The sequence below is a fragment of the Staphylococcus sp. HL28 genome, assembly GCF_021117155.1.
GTDB lineage: Bacteria > Bacillota > Bacilli > Staphylococcales > Staphylococcaceae > Staphylococcus > Staphylococcus warneri.
This window is the reverse complement of sequence record NZ_CP088218.1, coordinates 619,724-632,918: the sequence shown is the minus strand read 5'-3', so window position 1 is coordinate 632,918 and position 13,195 is coordinate 619,724. Positions and strand designations below refer to the sequence as shown.

Here is a 13,195-nt window from a genome sequence, read left to right as displayed (position 1 = left end):
ACTTGTCGTTGATCATATTGATTCAACGCAAGTATAGCTATTTTTTTATGAATTAAGTTTTTTTATTTGATAAGTGATACATAGTGCTGCAATGACCACTACTGCGATTGCCACATAACTCGAAATAGGCACATGCCCCATGATATGTTCAACAACGAGATCAATGACACTTACAAACAATAACGCGATTAATTGCCATATTGCATTACTTGAATATGCCTTAATTATTCGAGTTCTTTCATATTCATCACTGAAATTATAATTTGGAATCATATTAAGCATACGATCTTGTGTATTAATCTTCTCCATTGCTGGAACCGTTGGTGTGTCAGATATTTTGATACGTTTATCGCTCACAAACATCATAACTATAATCGCAATCATAAAACCTATACTCGAAATTAAATGATCGAACATTTTAATATGAGTTATTAACGGTACCACTATATTATCAACACAAGCTAGATACATCATGATAAAAATTAAAAAAGGGATATGTTTCATTCTTGTTCTACGATTTAAAAATCGTTTTTCTTTCTCATCATTTACATAAATCATCGGTGTACCTACAAACTCTTCATACATGACTAATCTACAAAGGGTCACTATTAGAATCAGTAACCCACCTATTAAAAACGGCGATAGATAACTTCGATTGATATCAAAAACGATTTCAAAATACCATATTAAAAATATCATCATACATACAATCACACTTACTTTTGCTAAATAAGCACTTATAAATTCATTTTTCAATTCATCTTTAAATGCCAATTTGTTAAAAATAATTAATCACCTTCCCAAAATAAATCATTAAGTGTAACGGATAATACTTTAGCTATGTTTATACATAATTTAAGTGATGGATTATATTTATCATTTTCTATCATATTGATTGTCTGTCTAGATACACCAATGCGCCTAGCTAGCTCTTGTTGAGACATCTTTTGATATGCTCGATATTGCTTCACTCTATTCAACGCAATCAATCACTTCTTTCAGTTAATATCACTTTAATTATAGGCAGTCATTTTCGTAAGTGTCAAATATATATGACACTCACATTGAAATAAAAGCTAGCGTCATTATCGACACTAGCCTTTAAATTTTAAATTTCATTTGTTGTATTGCGATATAAATTCGCTTTGTCTACTGGATTGTAATTCGGTTCGTTAACCGGTTCATTCACTTCATATTTAGGACTTGGTCCATATTTGTTGCTCTCCTTCTTACTATCTAAGCAACTCACCACAATATTATAAACACCTAATACTAGACAGATTAAAGCGATAATATAATATGTGATCAATACGCCTACATTATCTATTAGGCCACTAGCGTTAATAACAATATTAAATACATTCAATAATACCCCAATGACGAACGCAATGATTGGAATCAACATTGAACGAGAAGTGTCATGAAAGCGACGTGCTAAAATAGCCAAATTAGGAATAATAGTAGCCAATGAATAAATAAGGATATAAATAGTCCCTATGATTATACAAATAATCCCAACACCTAAAGCGCCACTACTTTCATTAAATGCACCTAAGAATAAACTTGGGTAACCAATAATCATAAGTATAATGGCAGGGCACAAAAAGATTAAATGCCATAATTGCATAAACCAATACTCACTACGTCTAGATCTCCCTTTAAAATTAAAATAATTTGACCAAAATAATTTAAATGATGCTTTAAAACCAACTTTTTCTCTCATATTAGTGGCTCCTTTCAGATCATCAATTCAATTTATTTTATTACTCTTAATAACTCTGATACATTAATTAAGTAATAATATTGTTTCTATTGTCATTGTATCAAATAACAAGACATTTAAAAATATAAATCAAAAATATTTTAAGAAATTTTAGAATAAATTCTTATAAAAAATATTTTTATAGAGGTGCCAAATTTATGGATTTTAGACAACGTAGCACAACGGACATAGCTAAAGCATTACTCGGCGTTCGCGTTATTTATCGAGATGAACACCAAACATATAGTGGCTATATTGTGGAAACAGAAGCATACCTGGGTATTAAAGATCGTGCTGCTCACGGATATGGTGGAAAACGCACGCCTAAAGTGACTTCTTTATATCAAACAGGTGGTACGATTTATGCACACGTCATGCATACGCATCTATTAATTAACTTTGTTACAAGAGATGTTGGTGTACCTGAAGGTGTGCTTATACGCGCAATCGAACCTGAAGATGGTATCGAAGCTATGAAAATCAATCGTGGCAAAAGTGGCTTTGAAGTGACTAATGGCCCTGGGAAATGGACAAAAGCCTTTAATATTCCACGTTCAATTGATGGTGCTACTTTAAATCAATGCCGCCTTTCCATCGATATCAAACATCGTAAATACCCTAAGTCAATTATTGAAAGCGGACGTATAGGCATACCGAATAAAGGCGAATGGACTAACAAACCTCTTCGTTACACAGTTAAAGGGAACCCTTATGTCTCTCGAATGAAGAAAACAGATATGCAAAATCCTGACGATACTTGGAAATAAAACGATAGAGAGGTCGAAACATAAATTTTTGTGCTCTTGGTAACCGATTAAAGGCATCCGAAAAGCAGCTTTTTGTCTCGACCTCTCTTAAAATATGTCTTTATTGCACGTTGATATCCCCAGAGTCATTAAACATCTCGACGTTATTGTCACCTTTTCCAATTCGATGACGTTTTAATTCTTTGTTATCTAAGTTAGAATCTCCTGAATCATTATGTGCAATAAATGTAGTATTTTTAGGATGATGTTGGTAATTCAAAGTAATATCTCCACTATCATTTGATACATATAATGGTTGATCTGGAACACTCTTACTCAATTCTATATCTCCTGAATCATTTTCTATTTTGCCGTTGGTGAATTCGATATGAGTTGTTGAAATATCTCCTGAATCATTGTTTACTTTTAGTTTTCCTAGCTTACTATCTTTCAAGAAAATATCTGATGAATCTACAGTAATATCTGATTTCTTACTTATTATATTGTCGATAGTGACATCACCAGAGTCACCTTTTACAGTTAATTGATCAATCGCTTTGGGAACTGTGATTATTATTTTATGATTTGTCATGTAACCAATTCTAAAATTAATATTTGATTGATGATTTTGATCACTAATATGCCATTTACCGTTTTTTACCTCACTATTTATTTTCTTATCTGAGTTGCCTTTTTCTTTAATTGAGAACGTACTACCACGTTTGATTTCAACATCACTATCATCGACATCTAGATCAATACTATTAATTTGTGCTTTATAAACTTTATTTAACTTAGTGCCATTGTCTTGCTTTGAAGCTAATGTTTTCCATTCTGAAAAAACGCCTATACCAAATCCAATACTTAAAATTAGCCCAAATATAAATAACATTAAGACTAGCTTTTTCATGAATGAACACTTCCTTTCACAATTGAGATATTCCATTTTAAATACATAATCGTTAATTTAAGAATCCAATGACATAAGAAAATGCTAATGGCTAATAGCATTAAACCAATACCAAACATGAGACCACTCATATAAACATCAAATAAAATAATAGCATTTACACCTTCAGTAATATATTTAATAATTAAAAATACTGGTGCACTTAAGAGTGTTATTGTAAATAAAACTAAAGTAAGCAAGAACATAAATATAAAGAATGCAGGTACTAATACAAAAAAGAAATTAAGTAATCCTAAACCCATGACCGCTAAAATAGCACTCAAAATATTTTTTGCATTCTTTTTCTCATCAACTTTATCAATAGCCAATGAAGCATTTAATTCTTTAGCAATCATCTTTGGGTTTCCTAAATGTTTGGAAATCTCTTCTTCTGATTTACCTTCATTTTTACCACTTATAAAATGTGTTTCGTATTCATTATAGATATCCTTTTTCTCATCCTTATCCATGTGTTTTAAATGACTTATGAGTTGCTTTAGATAAGTTTCTTTATTCATTACGTTCACTCTCCTCTACAAAGGTATTAACTGCATTTGAAAACATCTGCCATTCTTCTTTCAATAATGCTAATCTTTCTTGACCTTGATCAGTAAGCCGATAATATTTTCTCGATGGTCCCTCGGTTGATGGTTGATAATACGTCGATAGTTCTCCGTTTTTTACCAATCTTCGTAACAAAGGATAAACAGTGCCTTCTGCAATCGTCATATAACGAGAAATATTTTGTACTAAAGAATAACCATACTGATCTTCTCGTTTGATGATGAGTAAGACGATCAGTTCTAATGCACCCTTTTTAAACTGTGTGTTCATAGCTAGACCTCCATAGTGTAATAATCAGTACTGAACATTACACAGTAGTAATTATCTATAATATAGCATTTACTACTGTATATTGCAAGGTACTAAATAATAGCTAGTTTCAAATTATCATATTCTTTTCTTTCACATTTTTAAATAAATATAGATAAAAACTATTTTAGATTAATGGTTAATAGGTATAAATATAATTGATATTAATTTCAAAACTAGATTTATTGTACACACATATGTATAATGGATATTGTGGCTTTTTATAACGCTTACATATTTTAATTGAATAGCACATAAACATAGGTTTTGGGATAACTTCTAAGGGGGAGTTAAAATGATTGAATTAGATGCTATTACCACACTGTGTTTAGCATGTATTTTATATCTTATTGGTCAAACGATCATAAATCATGTCTCAATTTTAAGAAGAATTTGTATTCCAGCACCAGTAATTGGTGGTTTAATTTTTGCTATTTTAGTAGCTGTCTTAGATTCATTTAATATTGTCAAAATTAAATTAGATGCCTCATTTATACAAGATTTCTTTATGTTGGCATTCTTCACAACGATTGGACTCGGTGCATCTCTTAAACTATTTAAAGTTGGCGGAAAGGTCATGCTATTGTACTTTATGTTCTGTGGCATTATGGCATTCTGTCAAAATGTGATTGGTATTTCATTAGCGAAGTTATTAAATATCAAACCTTTACTAGGTTTAACTGCAGGGTCAATGTCAATGGAAGGTGGCCATGGTAATGCGGCCGCTTATGGTAAAACCATTCAAGATATGGGGATTGATTCCGCTGTCACAGCCGCTCTTGCAGCCGCAACATTAGGCTTAGTATTTGGTGGTTTAATTGGTGGACCAGTTGTTAAGTTCTTAATTAAACGTTATAACCTAAAACCTGAACATAGTGACGATTCATTTAAAAATTATGGTGAAGTTGAATATAATCAATCACTTCATGAAAAATATAAACCTACTCAAATTTTCTTTATACAGTTCACAATTTTAGTTTTCTGTATGGCACTGGGTACATATATTGGTAATACATTTACTAATTTAACAAACGTGAATATTCCGATGTATGTTGGTTCAATGTTCGTCGCAGTATTCGTCCGTAATATTTCTGAAGCTGCTGGTTTCAACATAGTTGACCTAAAAATTAACGAACAAATCGGAGATATTTCGTTAGGTATCTTCCTATCATTAGCTTTAATGAGTATTCAGCTGACTGAAATATACTCATTAGCTTTACCATTAATCATTATCGTTCTAGTACAAGTTGTATTCATGATCTTGTTCTCTATTTTCGTTTTATTTAGAGGTTTAGGAAAAGATTATGATGCGGCAGTAATGGTTGGTGGATTTATAGGACATGGTTTAGGTGCTACACCTAATGCAATGGCAAATTTAGATGTTATTACTAAAAAATATGGCAATTCGCCAAAAGCCTATTTAGTAGTCCCTATAGTCGGAGCTTTCTTAATCGACTTAATAGGTGTCATCATTGTTATGGGCTTCATACAATTTTTCCAATAATAAAATACCCGTACGTACGACATGCTCATGTCTTACGTACGGGCTTATTTAATTTGATTCAGTTAACCTCTATGGATATCTAAACCACGTTGCTCAATCCAAGATAACAAGTCAGTATTAAATATCATATCTTTATGTGTTAATTCATTGATATCTTTAGCATCTAACATTGTCATTATTTTCTTCATATGATCTAAAAATGATTCAACATATTCAATCGTTTGTGTTATACCGGCTTGCTCAACTTGATTTAGGAATGGACGTGACATACCAACTGCTTTCGCACCTAGCGCTAAACATTTTACAGCGTCTAAAGGTGTACGTAAACCTCCACTTGCAAAGACATTCAGTTTATCTTGAAAATCAGAACTTTCTAATAGTGATTCAACCGTTGATTGTCCCCAATTAGATAGATAGTCCATATCTTTATTTGAACGTCTCTCATTTTCAATATCTACGAAATTCGTACCACCGCGTCCGCTAACATCGACATAAGTAACGCCTACATTAAGTAGTGATTGATATGTCTCTTTGCTCATACCAAATCCTACTTCTTTCACAATCACAGGTACATTTACTGCATTAACAATGGCTTCGATATTTTCCATCCAATTAGCAAACTCTCGATTACCTTCAGGCATAACTAATTCTTGAGGTGAATTGACATGAATCTGTAGTGCCTGTGCATTTAATAGTTCTACAGCTTTAACTGCTTTGTCTACTGGTACATCAGCACCAACATTACTAAAAATTACACCGTCTGGATTCGTTTCTCGAACAATCGTAAATGATTCTGCCATTTTAGGATTTCGTAATGCGGCATGCGTTGATCCCACAGCCATTGCAAGACCCGTTTCACGTGCAACAATCGCTAATTTTTCATTAATTTGTTTTGTCCAGTCACTACCACCAGTCATGGCGTTGATATAAACTGGATATTTCAAATTAAAATCGGATGTCTTTGTCGTTAAATCTACATCATCCACATCAATATTTGGAATCGAATGATGTACAAACCTCACTTTATCAAAATCAGATAATGTAGCATCATGTTGAGCCATCGCTATTTCAACATGTTCATTTTTTCTTTGCTCTCTCTGAAAGTCACTCATTACTATACCGCCTTTTCCAAATGATTCATTTTATAATTACAAGGTTTAAAACCATTTTTTTCTTTTGAAGAAGATAATTAAAATAATTGATATGATTAGCATGACAAGCAGACAAATAAAGTAACCATAATGCCAATTTAATTCTGGCATGTACGCAAAGTTCATGCCGTAGATACCTGCAATAAAAGTTAATGGTGAAAATATAACAGATACTAATGTTAAAATTTGCATAATATTATTCATTCTAAATGAAGTATAGGATTCGTAATTTTCACGTATTTCATTTGTCATTTCTTGGGATGTACGAATCACATTACGTTGTTTAATTAAATGATCATCAATATGTTGTATGTACATAGAATGCTTTGTATCGATAATTAACTTACCTTCACTTTTAATAGTATCAACCAATTCTTGCATTGGGAATAGTACCCGCTTTATCTTAATTAGATCCGAACGGAGTTGGAATACATTATCCATTACGCTTTTACTATAGCGATCATCTACATGTCTATCCTCAAATGTATATACCTTATCTTCAATGTCATAAACAAAATTAAAATATTTATCTACCATGCTATCTAATATATGTATCACTATATCCGCACAGTCCAAATCAGAAACATGATGTTTTTGATTATCTATAACTACTTTTTTAAGTGATTCAAAACGTTTATGATGATATGTTACCAATGTATTACCTTGCAAGAAAACATTTAAAGCAATAGCAGCATAATCATGTGTTAATATACTGTGAAACACAATATATTGATAGTCATCATAAGCTTTATATTTCGCTCGAGGAATGCCATTAATCGCATCATCGATTTCTAAATAGTTAAAGTCAAAATGACTTCTTAAAAATTCATTTTCTTTCTCTGTTGCATCTTCAAAGTCATACCAAACAATGGTCGCTTCACTCGGAACGTCTTCTATGCGACTCACCTCTGTTAATGGTTGGGAAGTGGTTTGGTATCGAATGGTCATCGTCATCTCTTTACCCCCTGATAAGCAATTCTTTTTTATTTTATCATGAATTGAATTACGTGTATGTCTTAATTTAATTTAGTAAAATAAGTATCAAGCAAACAATAAAGGAGTAATAATCATGTCTCAAACATTTACTGTAAGTATAACAGTGACAGAAGATTTTATTGATCATAATAATCATATGCATGATGCATATTATAATATCATTTTTAGTGATGTCATTGATGATTTTAATTATAGTCACGGGCTTTCTTTAGATGAACGTGCACAATATGAATACACAACATTCACCATTGAAGAACATACAAGTTTTTTATCAGAACTAACATTAAACGAACAATATCATGTTGAGTTATATATTTATGATTACGATTATAAACGCGTTCATTTCTTTTTAAGAATGGTCCGCCAAGATGGTGAAGTTGCTGCAACTAATGAAGTCATGATGATGGGAATCGATCAAAACAAACGTCGCTCTGCTGCATTTCCTGAAGATTATTATCAACAAATCGAGCGCTATGCTCAACAAGAACAACAAACAATTGAATGGCCTAAGCAATTAGGTCATCGTATTGGCATTCCTCATAAGGGGGATCAATCATGAGTGAATCTATTCGCTATACCATTCAAAACGAATTACTAGATTTATATGATGATGTCAAAGTAGGATTAAGTGATTTAAATGAACAAAAATCTCTAACTATCAATGGTCCTGCTTCCAAGTTATTCAAACGTGCGACACGCATGAGTTATATCCAAGGGCAAAAACAAGCCATAGATGAAATGAATCAACTACTTGAAACATATGACGAAGATGAACCATTCCTTGAACACTATAATCAATTATCTAGTCGTATAAGAAATGATAATATTGAAAAAGTCTTTTCATTTAGTAATTTGACTGATATTCCGAGTCACTTTGAGGAAACAATAGCTGATCTTTACTTTTCAAAAGGACAAAATTTCATTATTAAACATATCAATTCTATTATGGAATAAACAAAAACGATGAACAACGCCATTTGTTGCTCATCGTTTTTGTCATTTTAATTATTATTTAGTGCTTTGGTAATTTGTTTAATCACTTTATGTGATTCTCGTATTGGATACAGTGGGAAATCATGAACCATTCTTGGATATTCATAGAATGTAATTTCTTGTCCCATCATTTCTAGTTTTTCTTTAAATAAGTGCATATCTGGATTGATAATTTCTCTTCCTCCACCAATCATATAAACTGGTGGTAAGCCCTCTATAGGACCATATATTGGAGACACACGTTTATCGGTGAGTGATACATTGTCTGCCCAACGTTTCATAATCTCATTGACCCCGAATCGACTAATTAAGATATCTTTCCCTAACAGTTCATCTGTGATGTCTTTATTAGATAATGTGGCATCTAATAATGGTGAGATTAAATATAATTGGCGTGGTACTTGTTCATTATTTTCAATGAGGTTTTGAACTAAATTCAATGCCAATGCACCACCAGATCCATCACCCATCACAATTATATGTTCAGCACCTACTTCATCTACTAGTTGATGATATACATCTCTTACTGCTTTTTCTGTATCTTCAATATGATAATCTGGTGCTTTAGGATAAATAGGTAATACAACTTCATGTATTGTTGCAAGTGTTAATTTATCAATAAATCTCCAATGAAATGGTGAGGGTTGCAATGTATTATAACCACCATGTAAATACAATATTTTTCTTTTTGACTCATGTCTAAAGTTAAATCTAAATACTTGCATGTCCCCTAACATAAGTTTATCTAAATTCGCTTTAACATTTAATGTAGAGGGTTGCTTATGTTTTTTCTTATTTTCAACTTGTCTTTTTTCAAAAAACTTATCCACTGCTTCATCATTGTCGAAAAATATTGAACGATTGTGTAGAATATACTTGTTTACCACTCGGTTCATAAATCGATTCTTCATAAATAACTAAACCTACCTCTTTGCAATTTTTAAAATTAAAAAACAATTTTATTAAAAACCTACATTCGTAACTTAAAAAGGGATATAATTTAAAGTATATTTTAATTTAGTCATGAATTTCATTTTATAAATTGTCTCATTTTTATTGTCTTTGATTATTCATTATTATAACAAAATAAGACTGGAAATGATAAATAAAGATATGACTATTTTCAAGGAGGCAACGTTATGACTAATCAACAAAGAAGATTAGAAAACTTTGATGATGCATTTCAAAATGAACAAATGCATCGTGGTAAGCAATATGGCAAGAAAAAACGTTCTTGGGTTAGTATGATCATTCAAATCATCGTACTAGTTTTAACTGCAATTACTGGTTATAGCATGTACAATCAGCCTATCTTTAATATTGTATTTGCTAAACAAACCATCGATTTCCACCAACTTAAAAATTTCCAAGATACTGTAACGCAAGTTGGTAATATTAATATCAATCTAGGTAATATAGATCAACTACAACAATCAATTGATCGCTTATTACTAGTGTTTTACGCCTTTTTCGCTTTATGTATTATTAGCATGGTTATATCTATATTAACGATTATCTTTAATCGAAGTGCTTTAAAAGTTATTAACATGTTATTCTTGGCTATTATGTTAGTCATTACAATGTATTTTAGTTACATTATTCATACTTTAGCTGAAAAAATAGCAGACTCATTCAAACAATACTATTTATCAGTGTCACCAGATCAAGTTGTGACTGAAGCTGATGCCATCCATAATGCATTAATTTTATTAGCTTGTAGTATTGGTTTATTAATCATTAGCCTATTCTTTAGAAACCGAAGAATTCGTATTAAATAATTAAAAAGTGCCAATGAGATCATCCTATAATGGATGACCTCATTGGCACTTTTTTAGGTTGTTTGAGACTTTACTATAACTAACTTCGTTTCCCTTTTCGGTTTGCCTTAGTTTTCCTAAGGCGTAAATGGGAATGGGACAGAAATAATAAAGAACCTCTAATCATTTATGATGTAGTGGTTCTTACGCATTAGCCATAGCTAATGTGTACTTTAAAATAGGAATACATGAGTGAAACTCATGCATAAGAAATATTAATTTCTAAAGAAAAAGAATGACTTTACAGTCTACTACTGCCTAAATATGAATGTAACTTGAAATAAATATTTATGTCCCAGACTGACTAAAAAAATAGGATTGATATCGAACTCGATACCGATCCCATAAAAATCATGCCCCCACAACACAATTTTTATCATCTTCTATTTATTACTTTTATTCATTAAGTCATGTCTTATTTAATTTGTCTTAGTCTTCTGCTCTTGATTTAGCTGCTGATGCATCTGCTTTTTTCTTACTTTGTAAGAATAAACTTAAAATAAGCGCTACTAAACTTATAATAGTTGCAATGATAAATGCATCGTTAATACCTTCTACAGAAGCTAATTTGTTTACATATTGTAATAACACTTTCATGGCACCTTGTTCGCCACCAAATTGTTGTGCTAATTCACGCATATGGTCTTGAACCATTGGATTTGTTTTATCCAACTCTTCGCCAAATGCTGCAACATGATTTGTTGTTTGTGTAGTCATTACAGTAACAAGAATGGCCGTACCAATTGAACCTGCTAATTGTCTCATCGTATTCACAAATGCGTTACCATGAGAAATTAAACGCGCTGGTAATGCGTTCATACCTGCAGTCATGATAGGCATCATGATAAATGCCATACCAAATGAACGTAAGACATAAATACCCATGATTGATAAGTATGGTGTATCCATATTTAACTTAGTCAATTCCCAAGTTGCATATGTCATAATACCAATACCAAAAATCGCTAATGGTTTAATACCAATTGTATCAAGTAACTTACCTGCAACTGGACCAAGCACGCCCATTACTAATGCACCCGGAAGCATTAATAGACCTGAATCTAACGCTGAGAAGCCACGTAGATTTTGTAAATAAATCGGTAATAAAATCATACCACCATATAAACTCATCATAACAATCATGTTAATAACTGTTGTTAGTGTATATGTTGGGTATTTTAAAACTTCTAAATTTAACATTGGTGCTTTCATTCTTAATTCTCTAATGACAAATAAGATAATAAACACAATACCAATAATAAACATTGTAACAATTTCAGTTGAACCCCAACCTTTATTACCTGCTTCAGAGAAGCCATATAATAAAGCGCCGAACCCAATTGTACTGTAAATAATACCAGGTACATCGGCTTTAGGATTCGTAGTTCTTTGATAAAGTCTAAACCAGAAGAAACCAACTGCAATTGCAATAAGTCCAATAAAGAACATACCATAGAACATGACGTTCCAATGATAGTTTTGAACAATATAACCTGATAATGTTGGTCCTATTGCTGGTGCTAATACCATGGCAACACCCATAGTTCCCATTGCTACACCACGTTTTTCTGGAGGGAAAATCGTAACAATAACATTAGAACCTAATGGCATTAAGATACCAGCACCAATAGCTTGTAAAACACGTCCTGTCATCATTATTGGGAAGTTCATTGAAATTGCACAAATCAATGAACCAAGTGTAAAGAGTGCTAATCCTATAATAAATAGTTTTCTATAAGAATATTTATTAAATAGGAAAGCACTTATTGGTATTAAAATACCGTTAACTAACATAAATCCTGTCATTAACCATTGACCAGTTGATGCAGAAATATTAAATTCAGTATTAATTTTAGGTAAGGCAACATTTAATAACGTTTGGTTTAAAATAGCGATAAACATACCAAATAACATTGCCGCTAAAATCTTACCTCGTGTGATACCTTTTCCGAAGATAAAATCAGATTGTTGATTTTTAATCTTCTCATTAACTCTAGCCTCTTCTGAGTTAGGGTTAATCGGTTTATGGACATCGTCAACTTCATTCTCCTCATCTGATTTATGAGAAGTGTCTTCAGAACGACGTAATGACTCTTGTTCATTCTTTGTTGAATCATCCGATTCATTCATAGATTCGAAATGATGTTTTCTTTTATCATCTTCAATGTGATTAGAAGTAGAACTAAAATCGTTTGGAGATGACGTTTGTGACTCAGATTTTTCTAAATCACTTGCTTTAAATTTAGATTGATATGATTGACTCTCAGAACCTTTTGTTGAGCGTTGTTCCACTTTTTGGTTTTTAGATTTTTTCTTACCTTTAGAAACGAAGAAATTAATCAAACCAAGAAGTATGAGCGCGATTAAAATATAAACAATAATGAAGGTCGTTGTCATTTAATGA

Annotated in this window: 15 protein-coding genes; 5 read left to right on the top strand and 10 right to left on the bottom strand. The window is 31.8% G+C overall.

Annotated elements, in window-relative coordinates; all coding sequences use genetic code 11:
* Positions 1-45: 45 nt before the first annotated feature.
* The 3 genes from LPC11_RS02875 to LPC11_RS02865 form a co-directional block, all read right to left on the bottom strand.
* Positions 46-585 (bottom strand): hypothetical protein, encoded by a 540-nt coding sequence (locus tag LPC11_RS02875; protein WP_231307342.1) that lies wholly within the window; start codon positions 583-585, stop codon positions 46-48.
* A 203-nt stretch (positions 586-788) separates the two neighbouring features.
* The gene (locus LPC11_RS02870) at positions 789-980 is read right to left on the bottom strand and encodes a helix-turn-helix transcriptional regulator (RefSeq protein ID WP_023373778.1); all 192 of its coding nucleotides are present in this window, start codon (positions 978-980) and stop codon (positions 789-791) included.
* Positions 981-1,108: 128 nt separating this feature from the next.
* Complete coding sequence (locus LPC11_RS02865) at positions 1,109-1,723, bottom strand: DUF805 domain-containing protein (RefSeq protein WP_023373780.1); 615 nt, start codon at positions 1,721-1,723, stop codon at positions 1,109-1,111.
* 197 nt (positions 1,724-1,920) lie between these two features.
* Here LPC11_RS02865 and LPC11_RS02860 point away from each other — a divergent pair, with 197 nt between their 5' ends.
* Entirely contained in the window at positions 1,921-2,529 is a 609-nt protein-coding gene (locus LPC11_RS02860; protein WP_023373781.1) for a DNA-3-methyladenine glycosylase, read from the top strand.
* A gap of 100 nt (positions 2,530-2,629) precedes the next feature.
* On the opposite strand, the gene LPC11_RS02855 is transcribed toward LPC11_RS02860, so the two are convergent.
* From LPC11_RS02855 to LPC11_RS02845, 3 genes are read right to left on the bottom strand one after another with little or no spacing between them, the layout of a single operon-like run.
* Positions 2,630-3,418, bottom strand: coding sequence for a DUF4097 family beta strand repeat-containing protein (locus LPC11_RS02855; RefSeq protein ID WP_023373783.1), 789 nt, complete (start codon positions 3,416-3,418; stop codon positions 2,630-2,632).
* Complete coding sequence (locus tag LPC11_RS02850; protein WP_023373785.1) at positions 3,415-3,975, bottom strand: HAAS signaling domain-containing protein; 561 nt, start codon at positions 3,973-3,975, stop codon at positions 3,415-3,417. The genes LPC11_RS02855 and LPC11_RS02850 overlap by 4 nt, the downstream gene beginning before the upstream one ends.
* A complete protein-coding gene (locus tag LPC11_RS02845; protein WP_023373787.1) occupies positions 3,968-4,291 on the bottom strand; it encodes a PadR family transcriptional regulator in 324 nt (107 codons plus the stop codon). Before LPC11_RS02845 ends, LPC11_RS02850 begins: the two co-directional genes overlap by 8 nt.
* A 334-nt stretch (positions 4,292-4,625) precedes the next feature.
* On the opposite strand from LPC11_RS02845, the gene gltS reads away from it, so the two are divergent.
* Positions 4,626-5,834, top strand: coding sequence for a sodium/glutamate symporter (gene gltS, locus LPC11_RS02840; RefSeq protein WP_002466302.1), 1,209 nt, complete (start codon positions 4,626-4,628; stop codon positions 5,832-5,834).
* Positions 5,835-5,896: 62 nt separating this feature from the next.
* On the opposite strand, the gene fni is transcribed toward gltS, so the two are convergent.
* Entirely contained in the window at positions 5,897-6,946 is a 1,050-nt protein-coding gene (fni, locus tag LPC11_RS02835; RefSeq protein WP_023373789.1) for a type 2 isopentenyl-diphosphate Delta-isomerase, read from the bottom strand.
* Positions 6,947-6,991: 45 nt separating this feature from the next.
* Entirely contained in the window at positions 6,992-7,939 is a 948-nt protein-coding gene (gene corA / locus LPC11_RS02830) for a magnesium/cobalt transporter CorA (RefSeq protein WP_023373791.1), read from the bottom strand.
* A 115-nt stretch (positions 7,940-8,054) separates the two neighbouring features.
* Here corA and LPC11_RS02825 point away from each other — a divergent pair, with 115 nt between their 5' ends.
* Positions 8,055-8,540, top strand: coding sequence for a thioesterase family protein (locus LPC11_RS02825; protein WP_023373793.1), 486 nt, complete (start codon positions 8,055-8,057; stop codon positions 8,538-8,540).
* On the top strand, positions 8,537-8,935 hold the full coding sequence (locus tag LPC11_RS02820; protein ID WP_231307341.1) for a hypothetical protein: 399 nt from the start codon (positions 8,537-8,539) through the stop codon (positions 8,933-8,935). The genes LPC11_RS02825 and LPC11_RS02820 overlap by 4 nt, the downstream gene beginning before the upstream one ends.
* Positions 8,936-8,982: 47 nt before the next feature.
* Here the strand turns inward: LPC11_RS02820 and LPC11_RS02815 are convergent, their stop codons facing one another.
* A complete protein-coding gene (locus LPC11_RS02815; RefSeq protein WP_023373797.1) occupies positions 8,983-9,885 on the bottom strand; it encodes an alpha/beta hydrolase fold domain-containing protein in 903 nt (300 codons plus the stop codon).
* A gap of 228 nt (positions 9,886-10,113) precedes the next feature.
* Between LPC11_RS02815 and LPC11_RS02810 the strand changes: the two genes are divergently transcribed.
* Positions 10,114-10,752 (top strand): hypothetical protein, encoded by a 639-nt coding sequence (locus LPC11_RS02810; protein WP_023373799.1) that lies wholly within the window; start codon positions 10,114-10,116, stop codon positions 10,750-10,752.
* A gap of 468 nt (positions 10,753-11,220) precedes the next feature.
* Here the strand turns inward: LPC11_RS02810 and LPC11_RS02805 are convergent, their stop codons facing one another.
* Positions 11,221-13,188, bottom strand: a complete 1,968-nt coding sequence (locus tag LPC11_RS02805) for a DHA2 family efflux MFS transporter permease subunit (RefSeq protein WP_023373801.1) — start codon at positions 13,186-13,188, stop codon at positions 11,221-11,223.
* Between the last annotated feature and the right edge of the window lie 7 nt (positions 13,189-13,195).